At 67.5% G+C, this 21,313-nt stretch carries 19 protein-coding genes; 7 read left to right on the top strand and 12 right to left on the bottom strand.

Annotated elements, in window-relative coordinates; all coding sequences use genetic code 11:
• Position 1: 1 nt before the first annotated feature.
• The 7 genes from AAFF27_04130 to AAFF27_04100 all read right to left on the bottom strand — a co-directional run bounded on the left by AAFF27_04130 (position 2) and on the right by AAFF27_04100 (position 9,484).
• Complete coding sequence (locus AAFF27_04130; GenBank protein XAH24388.1) at positions 2-895, bottom strand: pseudouridine synthase; 894 nt, start codon at positions 893-895, stop codon at positions 2-4.
• Between the two features lie 120 nt (positions 896-1,015).
• Positions 1,016-1,501, bottom strand: a complete 486-nt coding sequence (locus AAFF27_04125) for a hypothetical protein (protein ID XAH24387.1) — start codon at positions 1,499-1,501, stop codon at positions 1,016-1,018.
• Positions 1,498-2,646, bottom strand: a complete 1,149-nt coding sequence (locus tag AAFF27_04120) for a glycosyltransferase (protein ID XAH24386.1) — start codon at positions 2,644-2,646, stop codon at positions 1,498-1,500. The genes AAFF27_04125 and AAFF27_04120 overlap by 4 nt, the downstream gene beginning before the upstream one ends.
• 706 nt (positions 2,647-3,352) lie before the next feature.
• Positions 3,353-3,721 (bottom strand): RidA family protein, encoded by a 369-nt coding sequence (locus AAFF27_04115; GenBank protein XAH24385.1) that lies wholly within the window; start codon positions 3,719-3,721, stop codon positions 3,353-3,355.
• Between the two features lie 18 nt (positions 3,722-3,739).
• Positions 3,740-5,245 (bottom strand): efflux transporter outer membrane subunit, encoded by a 1,506-nt coding sequence (locus AAFF27_04110; protein ID XAH24384.1) that lies wholly within the window; start codon positions 5,243-5,245, stop codon positions 3,740-3,742.
• A gap of 8 nt (positions 5,246-5,253) precedes the next feature.
• Positions 5,254-8,355 carry a CusA/CzcA family heavy metal efflux RND transporter gene (locus tag AAFF27_04105; GenBank protein ID XAH24383.1) on the bottom strand — a complete coding sequence of 1,034 codons (3,102 nt, stop codon included), beginning with the start codon at positions 8,353-8,355 and terminating at the stop codon, positions 5,254-5,256.
• The gene (locus tag AAFF27_04100) at positions 8,348-9,484 is read right to left on the bottom strand and encodes an efflux RND transporter periplasmic adaptor subunit (protein ID XAH24382.1); all 1,137 of its coding nucleotides are present in this window, start codon (positions 9,482-9,484) and stop codon (positions 8,348-8,350) included. Before AAFF27_04100 ends, AAFF27_04105 begins: the two co-directional genes overlap by 8 nt.
• Before the next feature lie 435 nt (positions 9,485-9,919).
• Between AAFF27_04100 and AAFF27_04095 the strand changes: the two genes are divergently transcribed.
• From AAFF27_04095 to AAFF27_04080, 4 genes are read left to right on the top strand one after another with little or no spacing between them, the layout of a single operon-like run.
• Complete coding sequence (locus AAFF27_04095) at positions 9,920-10,207, top strand: helix-turn-helix transcriptional regulator (GenBank protein ID XAH24381.1); 288 nt, start codon at positions 9,920-9,922, stop codon at positions 10,205-10,207.
• A 9-nt stretch (positions 10,208-10,216) separates the two neighbouring features.
• Entirely contained in the window at positions 10,217-11,485 is a 1,269-nt protein-coding gene (locus tag AAFF27_04090) for a HipA domain-containing protein (protein XAH24380.1), read from the top strand.
• Positions 11,486-11,503: 18 nt separating this feature from the next.
• Positions 11,504-12,190 (top strand): response regulator transcription factor, encoded by a 687-nt coding sequence (locus AAFF27_04085; protein ID XAH24379.1) that lies wholly within the window; start codon positions 11,504-11,506, stop codon positions 12,188-12,190.
• Positions 12,183-13,580, top strand: coding sequence for an ATP-binding protein (locus AAFF27_04080; protein ID XAH24378.1), 1,398 nt, complete (start codon positions 12,183-12,185; stop codon positions 13,578-13,580). Before AAFF27_04085 ends, AAFF27_04080 begins: the two co-directional genes overlap by 8 nt.
• 563 nt (positions 13,581-14,143) lie before the next feature.
• Here AAFF27_04080 and AAFF27_04075 read toward each other — a convergent pair.
• Positions 14,144-14,275 carry a hypothetical protein gene (locus AAFF27_04075; GenBank protein ID XAH24377.1) on the bottom strand — a complete coding sequence of 44 codons (132 nt, stop codon included), beginning with the start codon at positions 14,273-14,275 and terminating at the stop codon, positions 14,144-14,146.
• 1 nt (position 14,276) lies between these two features.
• Positions 14,277-14,642, bottom strand: coding sequence for a helix-turn-helix domain-containing protein (locus tag AAFF27_04070; GenBank protein XAH24376.1), 366 nt, complete (start codon positions 14,640-14,642; stop codon positions 14,277-14,279).
• An 86-nt stretch (positions 14,643-14,728) separates the two neighbouring features.
• Between AAFF27_04070 and AAFF27_04065 the strand changes: the two genes are divergently transcribed.
• Positions 14,729-15,529, top strand: a complete 801-nt coding sequence (locus AAFF27_04065) for an NAD(P)-binding domain-containing protein (protein XAH24375.1) — start codon at positions 14,729-14,731, stop codon at positions 15,527-15,529.
• A 171-nt stretch (positions 15,530-15,700) separates the two neighbouring features.
• Here the strand turns inward: AAFF27_04065 and AAFF27_04060 are convergent, their stop codons facing one another.
• A complete protein-coding gene (locus AAFF27_04060; GenBank protein ID XAH24374.1) occupies positions 15,701-16,297 on the bottom strand; it encodes a TetR/AcrR family transcriptional regulator in 597 nt (198 codons plus the stop codon).
• A 117-nt stretch (positions 16,298-16,414) separates the two neighbouring features.
• Between AAFF27_04060 and AAFF27_04055 the strand changes: the two genes are divergently transcribed.
• The gene (locus AAFF27_04055) at positions 16,415-17,170 is read left to right on the top strand and encodes an SDR family oxidoreductase (GenBank protein ID XAH24373.1); all 756 of its coding nucleotides are present in this window, start codon (positions 16,415-16,417) and stop codon (positions 17,168-17,170) included.
• A gap of 56 nt (positions 17,171-17,226) precedes the next feature.
• Complete coding sequence (locus AAFF27_04050) at positions 17,227-17,457, top strand: hypothetical protein (protein ID XAH24372.1); 231 nt, start codon at positions 17,227-17,229, stop codon at positions 17,455-17,457.
• A 53-nt stretch (positions 17,458-17,510) separates the two neighbouring features.
• Here the strand turns inward: AAFF27_04050 and kdpE are convergent, their stop codons facing one another.
• Both kdpE and AAFF27_04040 read right to left on the bottom strand, forming a co-directional pair.
• Positions 17,511-18,203, bottom strand: a complete 693-nt coding sequence (kdpE, locus tag AAFF27_04045; protein ID XAH24371.1) for a two-component system response regulator KdpE — start codon at positions 18,201-18,203, stop codon at positions 17,511-17,513.
• 3 nt (positions 18,204-18,206) lie between these two features.
• Positions 18,207-21,002 carry a DUF4118 domain-containing protein gene (locus AAFF27_04040; protein ID XAH24370.1) on the bottom strand — a complete coding sequence of 932 codons (2,796 nt, stop codon included), beginning with the start codon at positions 21,000-21,002 and terminating at the stop codon, positions 18,207-18,209.
• Between the last annotated feature and the right edge of the window lie 311 nt (positions 21,003-21,313).

Here is a 21,313-nt window from a genome sequence, read left to right as displayed (position 1 = left end):
ATCAGAAGCGCTCGCCCGGCCCCAGATAGCGCCACTGCCCGACCGGCAGCTTGCCCAGCACCACGCCGCCAATGCGGATGCGCTTCAGGCCCACCACCTTCAGGCCGACCTGCTCGCACATGCGGCGGATCTGGCGCTTCTTGCCTTCGGTCAGCACAAAGCGCAGTTGCTCGGGGTTCTGCCAGTCGACCTTGGCCGGCTTGAGCGGCTGGCCGTCCAGGCTCAGGCCGTGGCGCAGCCGCGCCAGCATGGCGGGCGGGAACACGGCCTGCACATTGGTGCGCACCGGGTCGTCATCGTCCATGCGCACCAGCGGGCCGGTGTTGGGCGCCGGCTGGCCCAGCCCGTGGTAGGCCACGCGCACCAGGTATTCCTTCTCGGTGCCCGAGTCTTCGCCGATCAGTTGGCGCGCCACGCGGCCGTCTTGCGTGAGCACCAGCAGGCCGACCGAATCGATGTCCAGCCGCCCGGCCGGCGCCAGGCCGCGCAACTGCGGCGGCGAGAAGCGGTTGCGGCTGGGGTCTTCGCGCCAGTGGCTGCGCGGGTTGATCAGCACCACCGCCGGCTCGTGGCCGTCCTCGGCCTGGCCGCTGACATAGCCCATGGGCTTGTGCAGCAGGATGGTGACGCGCTGCTCCTGGTGCTGCTCGGCCTGGCGGTCTACCGTGATGCGGTCAGCCGGCGTGACCTTGACGCCCATCTCGGCCACCTGGCCGTTGACCTTGACCCAGCCGTGCGCAATCCAGTCGTCTGCCTCGCGGCGCGAGCACAGGCCGAGCGCGGCCATGCGCTTGTTGAGCCGCTCGGGGCCGCCGGCGGGCGCTGCCTGCGCCGGGGCGGCAGGCTGGGGGGCGCGGACAAAGCGCGGGCGATCGGCGGGTGGCGGCGGGGGCATGGCAGTGGGGCGAATGAAGCGGCGGGGCACTGCGGGCGGCCAACGCGCTATTACATCAATAGCAGGTAGCCGACGCGCAGATGGGGTGGAGGCCGATTTTCGCCTATCTGCGCGGGCGCGCTACCGGCGCGGCCTGCGATGCCGAAAGAACAGGATGAGCGCACCGCCCGCCAGCCCGACCCAATAGTCAACGGGCGCGCCGAACAGCCAGTGCTTGTGCCAGGTGGCCAGCGCCGGATCGAAGCGGCTCCAGCCCCAGGCCGGGTTGAGCATGAACCAGAGGAAGTCCTCTGCAATCCAGAACAGCGCCAGCCCGGTCAGCGCAAAGCCAACGTCGCGCCAGCTCCAGCGCCCGTTGAAGGCCAGCGGCGCGAAGAACACCAGCAGCATGAAGGAGAAGACCCAGGCGTGGTAGCCGGTCATGGCGCGGCCGCCCCAGAAGATGTCGAGCAGCCAGTGGTGCTCGATGCGCCAGGTCGGCAGGCTGGTGGCCCAGCCGGCGCCGCCTTCGATCTGGATCTCGGCATTGGCGAAGAAAAAGGCCATCACCAGCACCCAGGCCAGATAGCCAAAGGTGCGCCGCAGGCTGTGTTCAGGTGCCGTCATGCGCTGGCTCCTGCCAGCACGCAATCCAGCACCTTCCGTGCGGCATCAGGTTTGCCCAGGGCTTGGCTCTTCTGCGCCATGCGGGCCAGGGTGTCGGGCGCGGCCATCAGGCCGGCGAGCTTGTATTCGAGTCCGATCATGTCGTAGGCCAGCCAGGCCGCTCCTTCTTCCAGCAGAAAGCCGGCGTTGTGTTCTTCCTGGCCGGGGATGGGCGACACCAGCAGCATCGGCTTGCCCAGCGCCAGGCATTCGGAAATGGTGAGGCCGCCCGGCTTGGTCACGACCAGGTCGGCGGCGACCATGAGCTTGTCCATCTCGTTGGTAAAGCCGATGGCCGTCAGCCGCCCGGCATGGCGCAGGGCCAGCGCCTGCAGCGCCGCCAGCGCCGCTGCGTTGCGCCCGGCCACCGCAATCACCTGGAAGTCGCAGCCCGGCCCCTGCAGCGCCAGCGCGCGCGCCACCATCGCCGGCAGATCGCCCACGCCCGCGCCGCCCGAGGCCATCAGCACCACCTTGCGCGCCGGGTCCAGCCCCAGGCGCGCCACGTTGGCGTCGCGCCACAGCGCGGGCGCTTCGGGGCGCGAGAAGGCCGGCATCACCGGGATGCCGGTGACATGCAGGCGGCCCGGCGCCAGCCCGCGCGCGCGCATGCGAAACGCCACCTCTTCGGTGGCGGCAAAGTAGCCCTGCATGCCCGGCACGATCCACATGTTGTGCAGGTCGTAGTCGGTCACCTGCAGCCACACCGGGCAATCCAGCCGGCCACGGTTGCGCTCGCGCATCAGCAGCTCGGCCGGCAAGAAGTGGGTGCAGACGATGGCCGCCGGCCCGACGCGCCGCACCTCGCGCAGCAGCGCGCCGGCGCTGGCGCGCTCAATGCCGCGGCGCAGGCGCTGCGAGGTGGCGCTGTGCGGCGTGCTGTCGGTCTTCTGGTGCAGGTAAGACCATAGATCCGGCGCGCGGTTTACCAACTGCAGATACCAGTCGGTATAGACCTTGCGAAAGCCCGCTGCCATGTGCGCCATGGCGTCGATGTGCACCGCGCTGCAGGCGGGCTGCCGGGCATCGGCGGCGGCGCACAGCGCCTGTGCAGCACGCACATGGCCGTTGCCGGCGCTGACACTGAGGACGAGAAGTGGTTTCATACAGTCCCATCGGCCGCGAATACGGCCGGTCGCCAGGGATTGTGAGAAGCTTTGATGACAGTCTCGGGATCACTCCTTTCAAGGTCTTTGAGATATCTCTGCGCTGTGAGCCTTGCAGGCGGCGGGTGCCGGGAGTTCGCCCCGGCGGGCGACCTACTGTTCTTTCGCGTCGCCGAAAGAAAGTAGGCAAAGAAAGGGCGACCCCACTGTGGCGGTCCGCTACGCGGACTGCTCTGTGGTGCTCGGAATCGGCAGGCGGCTGCGGAACTCGCCTGCGGCTCAAACAGTCCTCGCCGTCCCTCCGCTTCGCTGCGGGCAACCTGCCGACTCCTCCGCTCCTCGACGCCACAGAGGGGACCCCGGATAGCCAGTCGAGCCATCGCTGCGCTCGGCCCAGTATTGGTTTTCGGCTGCTTGGTTTTTGGCTGTTCGGCTGTCTCACGCCGTTGATGGAGCCGAGCAGCGGAGCGCCGGGCGGATCAGGACTCACCCGTGTTTGAGCCGCAGGCGAGTTGGGTGAGACCCCGCCCGGCGTGAGCAGCGCAGGGCACCCGCGCAGCGGGCTCCAGCTCCGGCTCGCCTTCTCTTTGACTGGCGGCCGGGGCGAGTCCCGGCACCGGAATTCAGCAAAACACACAAACTATCAAATAGATAGCAAATAGTCCAGGTAGATACTGGGCAAAAGGCACTTTTCATCAAAAAACCTTCAACCCTTCCCCACCGCCGCCACCGCCTGCACCTCCACCCGGTACTCCGAATCGATCAGCCGCGCGCCCACCGTGGCACGGGCCGGCGCATGGCCTTCGGGCACCCACTCGTCCCACACGGCGTTCAGGGCCGCGTAGTCGCCCACGCTGCGCAGGTAGATGGTGGCGCTCACCAGGTTCTTGCGGGTGGCGCCCTCGGTGGCCAGCAGCTCGTCGATGCGGCGCAGCACCTGGCGCACCTGGCCGGTGATGTCGAGCGAGGCGTCTTCCGCCACCTGGCCTGACAGGTAGAGCAGGCGCGCGGTGCCCAGGTCCACCGCGACCATTTCGCTGAAGCGTGGGCCGGTTTCGTGTCGGATGATTTTCATGGCGAGGCGTGAAGAGAATTAATGCGCTGCCGTGGCCTGGGCCACGGCGTCCGGGCGGTTCCACCAGCCGCCGCCCAGGGCCTGGAACAGCGCTGCGGTATCGGTCAAGCGCGCGGCGCGGGCCTGGGCCAGGCTGAGCAGGCTTTGCTGCCAGGCCTGCTCGGCCACGCGCACGGCCAGCGGGCTGGCGTCGCCCAGTTGCAGCTGCGTGCGCGCACGCGCCAGGCTTCGGGCGTTGGCGCGCTCGGCATCGATGGCGGTGCGCAGCGCGCGGGTGTCGGCGTCGATGGCGTCCAGCGCATTGGCCACGTCCTGGAACGCGCCCAGCACGGTGGCGCGGTACTGGGCTGCGGCCTGGTCGAAGTTGGCGCGTGCGGCGGCCTCGCGGTGCTTCAAGGCGCCGCCATCGAACAGCGGCTGGGTCACGCCTGCGGCCAGCGTCCAGAACGCGGTGGATGACGTGAACAACTGCGACAGCACCGCCGCTGACGAGCCTGCGTTCACCCCCAGTTGCAAGCTGGGCAGGCGCGCCGCCACCGCCACGCCAATGCCGGCGCTGGCGGCCTGCAGTTGCGCCTCGGCCGCGCGCACGTCGGGGCGGTGCTCGACCAGATGCGATGGCAAGGACAGCGGCAGCGCGGCCGGCAGCTCGAAGGCGTCCAGGTCGAACTGCACGCCCGCGTCATCGTCGGCCGGGTAGCGCCCGGCCAGGGTGGCGAGCTGGTTGCGCTGCTGCGCCAGTTGCTTGTCGAGCGGCGGCAGCGTGGCCTCGGTGGTGGCCAACGCGGCGGCCTGCGCATCGACATCGGCGGGTGCCATCTGGCCCAGCGCCTGCTGCGCGCGGTAGCCCTGCAGCACGTCCTTCTGCTCGGCAATGATGGCCAGCGTGGCCCGGCGCTGGGCGCGCAGCGCCGCCTCGTTGATGGCGGCGGTGACCACGTTGGCGCTGAGCGTGAGGTAGGTGGCCTCCAACTGGAAGCGCTGCTGCTCGGTCTGCGCCTGCGCCGCCTCCACCGCACGGCGCGTGCCGCCAAACACATCCGGCGCGTAAGACACGCTGAGCTGCGCCGTGTGCAGGTTGTAGGTGGTGGCGTTGGAGGCCAGCGGGCTGGCCAGCACGCCAGCCACGCGCTGGCGCATGGGCGAATAGTTCAGCGTGGCGCTGGGCCAGAAGGCGGCGCGCTCGGCCTCGGCGTTCTCGTGCGCGGCACGCAGCGCCGCCTGCGCCGCATCGACATTGGGGTTGTGCGCCAGGCTGGCCTGCACCCAGGTGTTTAAAGAATCAGAGCGGAAGGCCTGCCACCACTGCGCCGGGATATCCAGCGTGGGCGACAGCTGCTGCGCGGGCACCGCGCCTGTCGCAGGGGCGGTCTCGCCGGCCAGCGGCTGGGCGGTGTAGCGCTGCGGCAGCGACAGGTCCGGGCGCACGTAGTCAGGGCCGGCGGCGCAGCCGGCCAGCAGGGCCAAGCCCAGCAGCGGCAGCGCGTGCGCCAGGCGGGCGATGGGGGTAAGGCAGAAGCGCATCATCATTCCTAGCGGTCGCTGCGCAGGTGCGCGCCCAGGCCCCAGCCGCGGCGCTCAAAGCTGCGTTCCAGCGCAAAGTACAGCGTGGGCAGGATGAACAAGGTCAGCAGCGTGGACACCACCAGGCCGCCCACCACGACGGTGGCCAGGCCGCGCTGCACGTCGGTGCCAACACCCGTGGCCAGCGCCGCCGGCAGCATGCCGATCGACGCCACGGTGGCCGTCATCAGCACCGGGCGCAGGCGCTCGGTGGCGCCCTCCAGCACCGAGTCCTGCAGCTCCAGCCCCTCGCCGCGCACGCGGCGGAAGTTGGCCACCATGATGATGCCGTTCTGGATCGACACGCCAAACAGCGCGATGAAGCCCACCGCCGTCGCCACGTTCAGCGTCTCACCCGCCAGGTGCACCGTTATCAAGCCGCCCAGCATGGCCATGGGCACCACGCCCAAAATCAGCAGCACCTGCCGCACCTTGCCAAACTGGAAGAACAGCAGCACCGCCATGATCGCCACGACGATGGCCAGCGACACCTCCAGCCGCGCCTGGGCGCGTTGCTGGTTCTCGAACTGGCCGGCCCACTGCAGGCGGTACTTGGTCGCGTCGAACTGCACCTCTTTGGCGATGCGTTCGCGCGCCTCCACCAGGTAAGAGGCCAGGTCGCGGTCGCGGTTGTCGATGCGCACGGTGATCTGGCGCTCGCCGCGCTCATGCGAGATGGTGCTCTCCCCCGTTTGCATCTTCACGCTCGCCACCTGCGACAGCGGGATCTTGGCGCCGCTGGAGCTGTTGAGCAGCAGGCTGCCAATGGCCTCGGTGTTGCCCTTGGCCGACTTGGGAAACTTCACGCTCACGTTGTAGGTGCGGTCGCCCACATAGACGGTGATCACGGGCGCGCCGCCGATGCCGGTCTGGATCAGGTTGGCGACGTCATTGGCGTTGACGCCAAAGCGCGCGGCGGCCTCGCGGTCGAGGGTGATCACCATCTGCGGGATCGGCGGCTCCTGGAACAACGATGCCGACGCCGTGCCGCGCACCCTGCCCAGCAGCGCCACGATCTCGTTGCCGATGCGCCGGCTCTCCTTCAGGTCTTCGCCGTAGATGCGCAGCACCAGCGGGCTGTGCGCGCCGCCCACGGCGTCGTTCACGCCATCGATGATGGGCTGGCTGATGCCCACGCTGAAGCCCGGCATCTTCGCGAAACGCTCATTGAGGGTGCGCACAAACGCCGCCTTGTTCACGCCCTCGGGCCACTGGCTGTAGGGCTTCAGGCCCACCGGCACCTCTATGTGCGAGGGCGTCCACGGGTCGGTGCCGTCGTCATTGCGGCCGAGCTGGGTCACCACGTAGGAGACCTCGGGGTAGGTCAGCAGCACGCGGCGCAGCTCGCTGGCCATCTCACTGGATTTGTCCAGCGACATGCCCGAGGGCAGCTGCACCTGCAGCCACAGCGCGCCTTCATCGATGTCTGGCAAAAATTCGCGCCCGGCCGTGGCGCCCAGCACCAGCACGCCGGCCAGCGCCAGCGCGCTCAGGCCATAGGCAATGGCGGGGAAGTTGAGCAGGCGCCCCAGCAGGCGGCGGTAAGCAGCAGTGAGCCAGACCAGCGGCCGGTTCACAAAAGGCTTGCCCGGCTTGCGCAGCGCGATATAGGCCAGGCTGGGGATCAGCGTCAGCGCGCACAGCAGCGCGCCCACCAGCGCATAGCCCACGGTAAAGGCCATGGGCTTGAACAGCTTGCCCTCGGCCCGCTCGAAGGCAAACAGCGGGAAGTAGGCGGTGATGATGATCAGCGTGGCGAAGAAGATCGGGCGCGACACCTGGCCGACCGTCTCCAGGATGTTGGCTTCGGTCAGCGTGGCATGGGGGTGCTCTTCGCGGCGCCGCAGGATCGCCTCCATCACCACGATGGCGCCGTCCACGATGATGCCGAAGTCGATCGCGCCCAGCGAGAACAGGTTGGCCGGCATGCGCGTGAAGTGCATGATGATGAACACCGTCATCAGCGACATCGGTATCGCCACCGCCGCCACGATGGCGCTGCGCGGGCTGCCCAGGAACAGGATCAGCACGATGCTGACCAGGGCCATGCCCTCCAGCACCGTGTGCGTGACCTTCTCCACCGTGAGCTTGACCAGGTCGTCGCGGTCTATGTAGGGCACGATCTTCACGCCCATGGGCGCCAGTTGCGCCTGCAGCTCGTCCACCTTCTTGTGCACGCCTTCGAGCACGCGCGAAGGGTTCTCGTACTTCAGCATCAGCACGATGCCTTCGATGGTGTCGGGGTTGGTGTCCTTGCCCAGGATGCCGCCGCGCTCCTGGTGGCCAAACTGCAGTTGCCCCAGGTCACGCACCAGCACTGGCGAGCCGCCGCTTTGCGACACCACCACCGCGCCCAGGTCGTCCAGCGAATGCACCAGCCCGATGCCGCGCACCACATAGCTCTGCTCGCCACGCGCGATGCGGCCACCGCCGGCGTTGGCGCTGCTGTTGTTGATGGCCGTGACCACGTCGTTCAGCACCAGGCCGTAGCGCTGCAGCTTGGCCGGGTCCAGCTCCAGCTGGAACTCCTTGGTGAAGCCGCCGAAGTTGTTCACATCCACCACGCCCGCCACCTGGCGCAGCGCGGGGATTACCGTCCAGCGCTGTATCTCTGACAGCTCCATCAGGTTCTTGCTGTCGGATTCCAGCGTGTAGCGGTAGATCTCGCCGGCCGGGCCCGCCACCGGGCCCAGGCCGGGCTGGGCGCCCGAAGGCAGGCTGACCGCTGCTATGCGCTCGCTCACGCGCTGGCGTGCGAAGTAGTCTTCGGTGCCGTCCTTGAAGGTCAGCGTGATCAGCGACAGCCCGAAGGTGCTGCTGGAGCGGCTCGACACCAGCCCCGGCGTATTGCCCAGCGCGCGCTCCAGCGGCGTGGTGATCTGCTGCTCGATCTCTTCGGCGGCCAGGCCATTGACCTGGGTGGTGACCTGCACGGTGACATCGCCCAGGTCGGGGTAGGCCTCGACCGTCATCTGCGTCCAGCACCAGGCGCCAAACAGCACCAGTGCCACGGACAGCGCCCACACCAGATGCCGGCGGCGGAAGAACTGCGTGATGAGGAGGTTAATCATTGAGCAGCACGCCCCCGCGTACGACCACGCGCTCACCAGCCGTCACACCACTGCGCACGCGCACCTGCTCGCCGTCCTCGCGGCCCAGTTCCACCGCGCGCCGCTCGAAGGTCCAGGGCGCGACCTCGACGAAGACGCTGACCGCGTCGTTGTTCATCAACAGCGCCGAGCTGGGCAACTGCGGCTCGGCCGACTGCGGCAGCGCGATGCGCGCCGTGGCGTACATATTGGGCTTGAGCAGGCCGTCGGCATTGGCGAAGGCGATGCGTGCCTTGGCACGGCGCGTGTCGGCGTCCAGCAGCGCGCCAACAAAGGCCACCTTGCCAGTGAAGGTCTTGCCCGGGTAGGCGGCCAGCGTCACGCTTGCATCCTGCCCGGCGCGCACCGCGCCAGAGAGGTTCTCCGGCACGTTGACGGTGACCCAGACCTGGTCCAGGTTGCTCACGGTCATGAGCGGCGCAGTGGCGTCGTTCAACACCGTGCCCGCCGCCACGTTCAGGGCCGTGACGGTACCGGCCATGGGCGCCGTCACGTCCAGCGCGCCGGCGGCGTTGGCCTTGGTGCCCAGGCTGCGCAGGCGCGCCTCGCTGCGGCGCAGCTCAGCCGTCTGCTGGGTGACATTGCTCTCGGCCGCCTCTACATCCTTGGCGGCATTGGAGCCGGCCAGGTTCACGCCACGGGCGCGCTCCAGGGCGCGCTGCGCCAGGTCCAGCGCATCAGTGGCCTTCTGCGCGTCGGCCACGGCCTGGGCAAAGTCGGGCGAGCTGACGGTCGCCAGCAACTGCCCGCGCCGCACCGTATCGCCCAGGCGCACCTTCAGCGCCAACAGGCGCCCGGTCAGCGGCGGCAGGATGTTGACGGTATTGGCCGGATTGGCCTCGACCACGGCCGGCAGGTCCACCGCATGCGCCGAGGCCTGCTCCCCCGCCGCAGCCACCGCCAGCCGCGCCCGCAGGGGCGAGTCCTCGGGCACGAACAGGCGCGCGCCCTGGCGCACCAGCATCGGGCCGGCCGGCGTGGTGGCGGGCTTGGCAGAAACGCGCGTGGCCAGCGTCAGGCCGGCGGCCACACAGGCCAACACAAGCAGCGCGAGCCAGACGAAAAGGTTTTTGAGAGAGAGGTTTTTCACGGTGCGCAACGCCTCGCGGTGGCGGAGTCAAGGGCGGCAGGACGAACCCGTGCCGCGGCGGTGCGCAAGAATAGGAAAACGTGGCTGAAGAAAGCCCCAAGAAAGTCTGAAGACGTCTTCAGAATGGGCTGGCAGGTTTGGCGGCAGCCTTGTCAGGGGCGTCCGGCCCACGGGGTTTTTTTTGATGAAAAGTGCCATTTGCCCAGTACCCACCTGGGCTATTAGCTATCTATTTTGACTGGGAGCGCTCCCAGCCGCAGTCGCCTCCACGCAGAAACGCCCCATATCTTGAGCAAAAATCCAATAATTGCTCAAGATATGAACGTTTTAGCTCGAATGGAAAACGCGGCTTTCTATATAGTGAGCAGTAGGCCCCATTTTTGTTGCAGATATGGAGCACCCATGCCACGTACTCAACACCCCCTATCGCTGTCCTTGACCAAGCTCGCCACGGGCCTTGGCCAACGTATCGAGCTGGCCCGCTGCCGGCGCGACCTCCCGGCAACGCTCTTCGCCGAACGCGTGGGCATCTCTCGCAACACCTTGGCGCGGCTGGAGGCCGGCGACCCTGCGGTCGCGCTCGGAACGTATCTAAAGGCGCTGCGCGTGCTGGGCCTCGAGGGTGATATCGACAAGGTGGCGAGCGATGACATCCTTGGCCGGAAGTTGCAGGATTCCGCCTCGCTACGCGCCCGCGGACGCGTGAACGGCCCCAGCGCCTGAAGGACCCCAATGGCCACGAAAAGCGCACGCGCGAACCGCCCCGTGCTGGAGGTTCACCTCGACGCCCCGGAGCTCAGCCCGGCCATGCACATCGGCAACCTGTTCCCCGCTGCCGAACGATTCGACCTGGCGCCCGCCTTTGAGTACACGCAGGCCTGGCTTGACGCCCCTGCGGCCGTGCCGATAGACCCACAGTTGCCGCTGTACGCAGGCGAGCAGCACTCTGCCGACGGCAAGGGGTTTGGCGTCTTTTCCGACTGCGCGCCAGACCGCTGGGGCCGGGTGCTGATGGAGCGACGCGAGGCCAATGCGGCCGCCAAGGAACAGCGGCCCATGGTGAAAACAAACGAGCTGTTCTACATGCTCGGCGTGAATGACCTCACCCGGGCCGGCGCCCTTCGGTTCCGGCGTGGCCCTGAAGAACCCTTCCTCGACAACAGCCAAATGCCCGCGCCCCCCGCAACCGACCTGCGTGAGCTGGCCGAGGTCGCCAGGAGGCTCGATGGCCCCCGCCCCGAAGCCATGCCCGAGTACGAGAAGTGGCTGGCCCAGCTCATCTCGCCCGGCTCGTCGCTGGGAGGCGCACGACCCAAGGCCAGCTTCACCATGCAGGACGGCACGCTCTGGCTGGCCAAGTTCCCGGGGCACAGTGACCAATACGACTGGGGAAGCTGGGAATACCTGGCCTACCTCCTGGCGCAGGAGGCCGGCATCGTGATGCCCAAGGCGGATCGGGTGCTCTTGAGCGACCGCTACTACACCTACTGCGTCAGCCGATTCGACCGCCACGGTGACCACGGACGCCGCCGGATGTACGCATCAGCCATGACCTTGCTCGAACGCCGCGATGGCCAGGAGGGGGCAAGCTACCTTCACGTTCTCGAAGCCATTGAGACTTACGGAGGCGCCGGTCTGACCGAGGACATGCACCAGCTGTTCAGGCGCGCCGTCTTCAACCTGTTGGTGGGGAATCGGGACGACCATCTGCGCAATCATGGTTTCCTGCTGACGCCCACGGGCTGGCGGCTCTCCCCGGCTTTCGACATCAATCCCAACCCCGCCAAGAGCGAGCACGCGCTGACGTGGGACGGAAAATCCGCAGCGCCCTCCCTGCAGACCTTGCTGGCCACGGCGGGGTACTACCGCCTCAGCGCGGCGGCCGCACAGGCCATCGTTGATGAAGTCACCCAGGTCGTGGCCACATGGAAAGACCGGGCAGCAAAGCTTGACCTCTCCCGTGTTGAAGTCAAGATGATGGGCTCCGTCTTCGCGGTCTGATCCCACAAGGAACTACCCATGAGAATTCTGCTGATCGAAGACGACCGCAAGGCCGCGCGCCTGCTGTCGGGCGGGCTGCAGGAGGAAGGCTTTATCGTCGACGTCGTGCATTCGGCCGAGGAAGGCGACGAGCAGGCCTTTGTGCTGGACTACGACCTGATCGTGCTCGACTGGATGCTGCCGGGCAAGGACGGCCTGACGCTGTGCCGCGACCTGCGCCAGCGCGGCTGCAAGACGCCGGTGCTGATGCTCACCGCGCGCGATGCGCTCAGCGACCGCGTGGCCGGCCTCAATACCGGCGCCGACGACTACCTGACCAAGCCCTTTGCCTTTGATGAACTGCTGGCCCGCGTGCGCGCGCTGCTGCGCCGCTCAGAAATCACGCGGCCGGTGCTGCTCACGCTGGGCGACCTGAGCCTGGACCCGCACGGCCAGCGCGCCCAGCGCGCCGGCAACGTGCTGGAGCTGACGCACAAGGAGTTCGCCATCCTGGAGGTGCTGATGCGCCACATCGACGAGGTGGTGAGCCGCTCGCGCCTGGCCGAGCAGGTCTGGAAGGACGACCTGATCGCCATCGACAACCTGATCGACGTGCACATCAGCAACCTGCGCCGCAAGGTGGACGCGCCGGGGCTGCCGCCGCTGATACAGACCGTGCGCGGGCGCGGCTTTCGCCTGAGCGCGCAGCGGGGCGAGCATGCTTAGCCTGCGCGCGCGCCTGGCGCTGGTGCACCTGGGCACGACCGTGGTGGTGCTGGCGGCCGGCGCGTTGGTGGCCGACTGGGCCTTTTCGCGCATCGTGCACCGCGAGCTGGACGCCACGCTGCTGGCGCTGGCCGAGACCGAGTTGGGCATGCTGGCCGCCAACCCGGACGGCAAGGTCATCGTGCACGAGGCCCCGCCTAGCCCGGCCGCGCCCTCCTTCGTGCGGCTGGACCGCCTGGTGCAGATCGTCGATGCCAGTGGCGACGTGGTGGCGCGCAGCAGCAACCTGGGCGAGGCGCAGTTGCCCATCCCCGAGCTGCTGCGCGACCAATTGAAGGCCGGCGACACCGTGTTCGAAACCCTCAACGGCTTTGGCGAAGAGCCCACACGCATGGTGTCGGTGCCGATACAAGGCCGGCCCGGCCTGCTGGCGGTGCAGGTGGCCGGCTCGCTGGACGACGTGAACCAGGTGGTGCGCGAGGCCGGCCTGCTGTTTATTGCATTGGGCTGTGCCCTGCTGCTGGCGGTGGGCACGGCCGGCGCGCTGCTCACGCGGCGCGCCTTTCGCTCCATCGACGACGTGGTGCAGCAGGCGCACCAGATCGACGACGCCAAGCTGGGCGAGCGCTTGCCGCACCCCGGCACGCGCGACGAGATCGGGCGCCTGGTCGACACCCTCAACGACATGCTGGGCCGGCTGGGTAACAGCATGGAGGCGCAGCGCCGCTTCACCGCCGACGCCTCGCACGAGCTGCGCTCGCCCTTGTCGCGGCTGCGCACCGAGCTGGAGCTGGCGCTGCGCCGGCCGCGCGATGCGGCCGCCTATGTGGGCACGCTGCACTCCGCGCTGGAAGAGGTCGAGCACCTCACGCTGCTGGTGGAAGAGCTGCTGGTGCTGGCCCGCATCGACGCCGGCCAGGAGCGCGGCGCGACCGAGCCGGTGCTGCTCAACGACGTGGTCGAGGAAGCGATACGGCGGCTGGAACCGATCGCGCGCGAGCGCCAGGTGCGGCTGCTGCTGGAGGCCTCGCCGCCCGTCACCGCCAGCGTGGCGCGCGGCGCCGCCAGCCTGGTGCTGGCCAACCTGCTGGACAACGCGCTGAAGTTTTCCCCGCCCGGCAGCGCCGTGCAAGTGCACTTGGACAGCAGCGGGACCGAAGCCGTCATCACGGTGGAAGACCACGGCCCGGGCATCCGCGTGGACGAGCTGCCGCACATCTTCGAGCGCTTCTACCGCGGCTCGGTGGCGCGGGTAGAGGCCAAGCCCGGCGTCGGCCTGGGCCTGGCGCTGTCACAGGCCATCGTGCAGGCGCACGGCGGCCGGCTGGAGGCCGCCAATGGGCCCGAGGGCGGCGCGCGCTTCAGGGTGTACCTGCACCTGGCGACGTAGCGGCGCGCTCGGCGGGCAGCACGCCGGGCAGCTCCTGGTCTGCCGTGCGCCGCTGGTCTGGCGTCAACACCGCATAGAGGTTCAGGCGCCTGCTCGGTGGCATCCCTTTCAAGGTCTTTGAGATATCCGGGCTTGCGTGCCTTGCAGGCGGCGGGTGCCGGGAGTTCGCCCCGGCGGGCGAGTAACTTTCTCTTGCGTCGCCAAGAGAAAGTCACCAAAGAGAAGGCGACCCCACTGTGGCGGTCTGCTGCGCAGACTGCTTTGCGGTGCTCGGAATCGGCAGGCGGCTGCGGAACTCGCTGCGCTCAAACAGTCCTCGCCGTCCCTTCGCTGCGCTGCGGGCAACCTGCCGATTCCTGCGCTCCTCAACGCCACAGAGGGGACCCGGGACAGCCACACGGGCCATCGCTGCGCTCGGCCCGGTATTGGGTGTTTGGCTGTTGGTCTGCGGCTGTCCCACGCCGTGGATGGAGCCGAGCAGCGCAGGGATCGCAAACACGCCCTCAACGCACCAGCGGTATGCGCAAAGGCCCCCTGCACGTAGCTTGGCCTCTAGTGTCGCGTCAAGCATGATCTGCCGGTGTGCGCTTGCCCTCGCCGCGCATCGCCGCGTTGCAGCCCTTGCCCAGGCCTAAAGCCTGGGCGGCGGCCTGCGCCTTGCGCTGCACGCCGATGCCTTCGCACCCATCCTTCACCTCACGCTTGACGCGACACTAGGCGTTCACCGCTTGCCAATGTTGGGGCCAGAAGTTCGCGCCTCTTTTCGGCCCACTCGATCAGCGCCTGCATTGACGGCCCCAGTGCATGCCCCATCTCGCTCAGTTCGTACTCGACCTTCGGCGGCACCTGCGGGTACACCGTCCTTCGCACGATGCCGTCCGCTTCCAACTGCTTGAGTTGCTGGATGAGCATCTTCTGGGTGACGCCTTCGATCAGCCGCTCCAGATCGGAAAATCGCAGCGGCCCTTTCGCGGCAAAGAGCTGGCAAAGAATGATGATCTTCCACTTGCCCTCCAGAATCCGCAGCGTCTCCGTTGTGGCGGCCGCCCACTGCTTCCTCATCTGAGGGTCGTCGCAGTTCCACTTCCGTTCTCTAGGCATGGCATCCTCGCATTACTTACTTTTTAGTGTGTACTTACCATTTTGGCATGAACTCCCTAAGATTGATTCTTTGTAATCGAGCAGCGAGGATCAAGCGCATGAAAATTGGAATCATCGGAACTGGCAACATTGGTGGAACCATCGCCCGCAAACTGAGTGCCGCAGGACACGAGGTGCGCGTCGCCAGCGCCAAGGGGCCAGAAGGCATTCGCTCGTTTGCGGACGAAATTGGCGCGCAAGCGGTGGATGTGCGCGGAGCCGTTGATGGCGTGGACGTCATCATTCTGTCCATCCCGTTGCCAGCCATGCAGGAACTCCCCGAAGGCTTGTTCGCCGCCGTACCGACAGATGTGACGGTCATCGACACCAGCAACTACTACCCCGGCATGCGCGATGCCCGCATTGCGGAGATCGAGGAGGGAATGGCAGAAAGCGTATGGGTGTCCAAGCGGATTGGTCGCCCTGTCATCAAGGCGTTCAACAACGCGCTGGCCTATACGCTTGCCAAGCTTGGGCAACCAGAAGGAACGCCTGGCCGTCTGGCCATCGCCGTGGCCGGGGACGATGTGCAGTCCAAGCAGACCGCAATGACGCTGGTCAACCAGGCTGGCTTTGATCCCGTCGATGCGGGCTCCTTGGAAGCGTCATGGAGGCAGCAGCCATCAACGCCAGCGTATTGCTGTGACTACGATGCGGACACCATGCGCAAGGCGCTGGCTGAGGCCGTCCAGGGCGATGCCCCCAGAAAGCGTGATCAGATGCCCGAGCATTTCGGCAAGCTCGGGCCCAACCCAAGTCACCACGACGTCGTTGCCATGAATCGCAAGCTGAACTCCATTGGTGACTGAGCGCCTATAGGCTCAGTCATGGAAATGCTGCGTCAGGGGCACCCCAGTTCATGGTCAAAGCCATGGTCCGGCGACCGAAATACTGCGTGCGTTCGGCAAGACAAGGAGCTTCAGGTTGTCAGTTTCGAGAGCGCCGTGCCCATCCCGCTGCGCAGTGAAGCCCCCTGCAGTTCACGCCGAAATTGAGCTTGCGGGCGAACCAGCGCGCAGTCCTTGCATGACGAAATTTATAAGCCAAGCAAGTCGCGGTTGCCAGTCGCTGCTGAAATCGATCCGCCAGATGCCCGCAGTCGCAAGGAAAAAGTCGTCGGTAGTAACGCCCGCCCTGATCGTCCCTGCTTGCTCATTTGCATCGAGCAGCAGTTGGGCAGCAGCGATCATCGGGGCGTAGCCGGCGTTCACCGAGCAGTCCCTGGCGCTCGAGACCTCGCGGATCGCGTCCGCCAAGCCGGCTTTGGTCATCGAGTATTCGGCCAGGCGATGCATCCATCGCTCCAAGGCCTGGTCTGGCGGGTACTTCTCAAGCAGTTGCTTGGCAAAGTTCACGACCTGCCCCATCTCATAGCGATAGACCTCCATCACCAACGCTTCCCGTGTTGGAAAGTGACGATACAGGGTGCCTTGCCCCACGCCAGCCTTCTGCGCAATCGCACTCAGTGGCACGTCTGCAGATCGTGCCAGTTCAACAAGTGCAACCGTCAGGATGCGCTCCCGGTTTTGGAGCGCATCAGAACGTGCTGGCCGATCTGTTTTCTTTTCCTGCGCCACTAGCCCTCCCCCCAATACGGTCATTTTTTAAAAAACGGACAATTGTCCGATAGACTTGAGTTAAGTGGACAACCGTCCATTTATCAATTTTAACCGGACGCGAATCGCGCAAAGCACATGAAGCCCTCTGGCAACACCATTCTCATCACTGGCTCCACCTCAGGCATAGGACTCGGCCTTGCGCTGCGTTTTCATAAAGCTGGCAACAAGGTGATCGTCGCCGGCCGGCGCAAGGCCTTGCTTCAACAGATCACGAATGATCATCCAGGTATTGAAGCCCTCGAACTCGACGTTGCAGACGCCCAGTCCATCGTCGCGGCGAGCGAGCTGGTTGCCGCCCGCTACCCGGACTTGAATGTTGTCATCAACAACGCGGGAATCATGCTGCCCGAAAGCATCCTGGACGCTGGTTCACTCAAGGTGGCAGAGGAGTCCGTCGCAGTCAACCTTCTTGGCACTATCCGTATGACGTACGCGTTCTTGCCCCAGCTTGCGGCGAAGGACAATAGTTTCATCATCAATGTCAGCTCGGCCTTGGCATTTGTCCCGTTCCCTTCAGCCCTGACCTATGGCGCCACAAAGGCAGCCGTCCATTCGTTTACCGAAAGCCTGCGCTTTCAGCTCGCCGACACTTCTGTGCGCGTGATTGAGATTGCCCCCCCGGGCGTGCGCACGACATTGTTCGGCCAAGAACATGCCGAACACGCCATGCCTTTGAACGATTTCCTTGACGAAGCACTTGCGCTTTTGCATGGCGAGCAAACGCCCAAGGAAGTCATCGTGGAACGGGCCAAATTCTTGCGCTTCGCCGAGGCGAATGGCAGCTATGGCGACGTCTTCGCAATGCTGTCCGCAATCAAGACGCCGGACTGAGAACGTGTTTGCGATGACCGGCCCGTAGGAAAACAGCAAGGGCAAGGAGTGGGTCAGTGAAGGTGGAACTTGGCATCGGCATCACATGCAGCCTCATAGGCCTGGCCCTGATGGTGACGGGCCAGCGCATGTGCCGCACCAGTTGCTGGGTCGATCGGCTTGTCGAGCTGCTGCTGCCGGCCTCGCATGCGTCCTGGGCTGGTGAGTTGCCTGTGCTTCTGGTGGGGCTGGCCATCGTGGGGCACGCGATCTGCAGGCGCCTTCGCCCTGCTAAAACTATCAAATAGATAGCTATAAGCCCAGGCCGCACCTGGGCTAGAGGCACTTTTTAGCAAAAACCTTAAACCACCAGCCGGTAGCCCACGCCGGTCTCCGTCAGCAGGTGCCGCGGCTGCGCCGGGTCGGCCTCCAGCTTCTGCCGCAGGTGGCCCATGTAGATGCGCAGGTAGTGGCTTTGCTCGGCATGCGATGGGCCCCAGACCTCGCGCAGCAGTTGGCGGTGCGTCAGCACGCGGCCGGGCTGGGCCACCAGTTGGGCGAGCAGGCGGTATTCGATGGGCGTGAGGTGCACCTCGCTGCCGGCGCGGCGCACGATGCGGGCCTGGGCGTCGACCTCGACCTCGCCGAAGCGGAACAGGCCGGCGTCTTCTGCCGTGCTGCCAGCGGCGCGCGGGCGGCGCAGGTTGGCGCGCACGCGGGCCAGCAGCTCGCCGGTGCCGAAGGGCTTGGTCAGGTAGTCGTCGGCGCCGGCGTCCAGCGCGGCGATCTTGTCGGCCTCGTCGATGCGGGCCGACAGCACGATGATGGGCACCACCGACCAGCCGCGCACGTCGCGGATCAGGTCCAGGCCGTCGCCGTCGGGCAGGCCCAGGTCCAGCACCAGCAGATCGGGCTTGCGCGTGCCGGCGTCGGCCAGGCCCTGGCGCGCGGTGCCGGCCTCGAACACCTGCCAGCCTTCGGCCTCCAGCGCTGCGCGCACAAAGCGGCGGATCTGCGGCTCGTCCTCGATCACGATGGCGGTGGGTGCGGGCATGGGTCAGGGTTCGGGCACGTCGGGGATGTCGTCCAGCTCCGGTGGCGGGCGGCGCGGCAGCGTAACCGTGAATTCTGCGCCGCCCTCGGGCACGGTGGCCGCGCCAATGCTGCCACGGTGCGCCTCGACGATGGCGCGCGCAATGGCCAGGCCCAGGCCGATGCCGGGCGTGGCCGATTCGCTGGCGCCGCGGGTGAACTTGTCAAACAGCGTGTGCTCACGACCCTGCACTGCCGCCGGCAGGCCGGGGCCATGGTCACGCACCGACAGCACCAGCGTATCGGGCGTGGCATGCGCGGCCAGCACGATGGGCGGGGCGCCGTAGCGCGCGGCGTTCTCCAGCAGGTTGACCAGCACGCGCTCGATCAGCACCGCATCAAATTCCACCAGCGGCAGATCGGGCGGGAAGCGGGTTTGCACCGCGTGCCCGGCCAGCGCGGCGCCTGCGGCGCGGATGGCGGCGCCAGCCACTTCCTCTACCGACTGCCATTCGCTGCGCAGGTGCACGCCGCCGCTTTGCAGGCGCGCCATGTCCAGCAGGTTGTGCACCAGCACGTGCAGGGCGCGCGCCTGCTCGACCACGGCGCCGGCCATGTCGGCCTGCTCGGCCGCCAGCGGCGGCTGCGAGGCGCGCAGCGCTTCAGCCAGGCCAATGAGTGCCGTGAGCGGCGTGCGCACGTCATGCGACAGCGCGGCCAGCAGCGCGTTGCGCAGGCGCTCGGATTCCATCTCGACCACGGCCTGCTGCGCGACCTCGACGTAGTGCACGCGCTCCAGCGCGATGGCGATCTGGCGCGCCAGCGTCTGCAACTGCTGGCGCTGCTCGGGGATCAGCAGCCAGCGCGGCTGCGCCGGTTGCAGCGCGAGCACGCCGCGCACGCGCATCGGCGCCTGCAGCGGCACGTAGTGCCAGGGGTGGGCCGCCAGCGTGGCGGTGGCCAGGCCGGCGCTCTGGCCGTTGCGCAGCGTCCAGTCGGCCACGCTGGCATCCAGGCCGGGCGGTGCGTCGGCCGGGAAGGCCAGGCGGTCGTCCTGGTCGGGCAGCAGCACGCGGGCCTGACCGCCAAAGGTCTGCAGCACGGCGGCCACGCCCAAGGCTGCGACCTGCTCGGTCTGCATCGCCGCCGACAGGTCGCGTGTGAGCGCGAACAGCGCATGTGCGCGCTGCTCGCGGCTGGCGGCAATGCGCGCCTGAAAGCGCAGCCCGGCGGTGAGCTGGCCGGCGGTAAGCCCCACCACCAGCATCACGGCGAAGGTCAGCAGGTACTGCACGTCGCTGACCGAGAAGGACATGCGCGGCGCGACGAAGAAGAAGTCGAACAGCAGCACGTTGAGCAGCGCCGCGAATGCCGCCGGCCCGCGCCCCCAGCGCATGGCCACGCCCAGCACGCCCAGCAAGAACAGCATGACGATGTTGCTCAGCTCCAGCGCGCCGGACAGCGGCCGCGCCAGCAGCGTGATCGCCACGCCGCCGGCCGCCGCCCAGGCGTAGCCCTGCCAGCCCTGTTCCGGCAGCGCTTCATGGCCCGGGCCCGTGCTGTCAGTGGCCGTGCCGGAGGGCGGGCGCAGGCTGCGGCTGCTGGCGGCGGGCGCGGCCTCCAGCAGGTCCAGCGTGGGCGCGAGCCGCGCGATGCGCTGGTGCATGCTGCCGGTGCGGCCCAGGGTGCCGTCGGCCAGGGCCGGTGGCAACCACTGGCGCACCTGCGCCTTCCAGCTGTCGAGCCGGGTGCCGGGCCGGCCCAGCACCAGCATGGCGCAGTTGCGCGCGCGGGCCTGCGCCACCAGCGCCTCGGCGGCGTCGGTGGCGGCCAGCACCGAGGTTTCGGCGCCCAGCTCTTGCGCCAGTTGCAGCACCGCCAGCACGCGGTCGCGCTCGGCCTTGGGCAGGCGCGCCAGGCGCGGTGTCTCGACATAGGCGGCGTACCACTGCACGTTGAGCTGGCCGGCCAGGCGCGCGGCGGCGCGCACGGTTTGCTCGGCGCCCTCGCGGTGGCCGACGCAGGCCAGGATGCTGCCGGAGGTGTTCCAGGCGTCCTGCGTCTGCGCCGCGCCGTGCGGGCCCGGGCCGGCGCCGGATTCCACGCGGTAGCTGCGCACGTCGTCTTCCACGTGCTCGGCGGTGCGGCGCAGCGCCAGCTCGCGCAGCGCGATCAGGTTGCCCTTGCGAAAGAAGTTGTGCGCGGCGCGCTCGGCCTGCTGCGGCAAATACACCTTGCCAGCGGCCAGGCGCGACAGCAGTTCGTCGGGGGTGACATCGACCAGCACCACTTCGTCGGCGGCGTCCAGCACGGTGTCGGGCACGGTCTCTTGCACGCGCACGCCGGTGATGGCGCCGACCGTGCCGTTGAGGCTTTCCAGGTGCTGCACGTTGAGCGCGGTCCAGACCTCGATGCCGGCGGCCTGCAACTCCTCCACATCCTGCCAGCGCTTGGTGTGGCGCGCGCCGGGCACGTTGGCGTGGGCCAGCTCGTCGAGCAGCAGCAGCTCTGGCTTTTGCGCCAGGGCTGCGTCCAGATCAAATTCAGGCAGGGTGCGGCCGCGCCACTCCAGCGGCTGGCGCGGCAGCACCGTCAGGCCGGCCAGCAGTGCCTCGGTCTCGGCGCGGCCATGGGTTTCGACCAGGCCCACCAGCACCTCGCGGCCGGACTGGTGCGCACGCTGCGCCGCGCCCAGCATGGCGTAGGTCTTGCCCACGCCGGCGTTGGCGCCCAGGTAGACGCGCAGGCGGCCGCGGCGCGCCTGGGCTTCTTCGCCGCGGATTTGGGCGATTAGGGCGTCGGGGTTGGGGCGGTCAGGCATTTCAAGGTCTTTGAGATATCCCGGCGCGGGGTGCCTTGCAGGCGGCGGGTGCCGGGCGGATTTCGTTCAAGAGCTTGGGAGCCTTGCAGGCGGCGGGTGCCGGGAGTTCGCCCCGGCGGGCGAGTAACTTTCTTTCGCGTCGCCGAAAGAAAGTCACCAAAGAAAGGGCGACCCCACGTGCTGCGTCCCCTGCGCTTCGCTTCGGGGCAACCTGCGGTGCTCGCGTCAGGCGGGGTATCGCCCAAACTCGCTTCGCTCAAACAAGGGCGATCCCTTATCCGCCTGCCGCTGCGCTCCTCGGCGCATCCCGA

Source organism: Xylophilus sp. GW821-FHT01B05 (assembly GCA_038961845.1).
Taxonomy (GTDB): domain Bacteria; phylum Pseudomonadota; class Gammaproteobacteria; order Burkholderiales; family Burkholderiaceae_C; genus Xylophilus.
This window is presented reverse-complemented; position numbering and strand designations above follow the sequence as displayed.

What these genes read in the sequence shown, in the direction of transcription:
- AAFF27_04130 (XAH24388.1), bottom strand. Translation starts at nt 895, where the DNA reads ATGCCCCCGCCGCCACCCGCCGATCGCCCGCGCTTTGTCCGCGCCCCC.
- AAFF27_04125 (XAH24387.1), bottom strand. Translation starts at nt 1,501, where the DNA reads ATGACGGCACCTGAACACAGCCTGCGGCGCACCTTTGGCTATCTGGCC.
- AAFF27_04120 (XAH24386.1), bottom strand. Translation starts at nt 2,646, where the DNA reads ATGAAACCACTTCTCGTCCTCAGTGTCAGCGCCGGCAACGGCCATGTG.
- AAFF27_04115 (XAH24385.1), bottom strand. Translation starts at nt 3,721, where the DNA reads ATGAAAATCATCCGACACGAAACCGGCCCACGCTTCAGCGAAATGGTC.
- AAFF27_04110 (XAH24384.1), bottom strand. Translation starts at nt 5,245, where the DNA reads ATGCGCTTCTGCCTTACCCCCATCGCCCGCCTGGCGCACGCGCTGCCG.
- AAFF27_04105 (XAH24383.1), bottom strand. Translation starts at nt 8,355, where the DNA reads ATGATTAACCTCCTCATCACGCAGTTCTTCCGCCGCCGGCATCTGGTG.
- AAFF27_04090 (XAH24380.1), top strand. Translation starts at nt 10,217, where the DNA reads ATGGCCACGAAAAGCGCACGCGCGAACCGCCCCGTGCTGGAGGTTCAC.
- AAFF27_04085 (XAH24379.1), top strand. Translation starts at nt 11,504, where the DNA reads ATGAGAATTCTGCTGATCGAAGACGACCGCAAGGCCGCGCGCCTGCTG.
- AAFF27_04080 (XAH24378.1), top strand. Translation starts at nt 12,183, where the DNA reads ATGCTTAGCCTGCGCGCGCGCCTGGCGCTGGTGCACCTGGGCACGACC.
- AAFF27_04070 (XAH24376.1), bottom strand. Translation starts at nt 14,642, where the DNA reads ATGAGGAAGCAGTGGGCGGCCGCCACAACGGAGACGCTGCGGATTCTG.
- AAFF27_04065 (XAH24375.1), top strand. Translation starts at nt 14,729, where the DNA reads ATGAACTCCCTAAGATTGATTCTTTGTAATCGAGCAGCGAGGATCAAG.
- AAFF27_04055 (XAH24373.1), top strand. Translation starts at nt 16,415, where the DNA reads ATGAAGCCCTCTGGCAACACCATTCTCATCACTGGCTCCACCTCAGGC.
- kdpE (XAH24371.1), bottom strand. Translation starts at nt 18,203, where the DNA reads ATGCCCGCACCCACCGCCATCGTGATCGAGGACGAGCCGCAGATCCGC.
- AAFF27_04040 (XAH24370.1), bottom strand. Translation starts at nt 21,002, where the DNA reads ATGCCTGACCGCCCCAACCCCGACGCCCTAATCGCCCAAATCCGCGGC.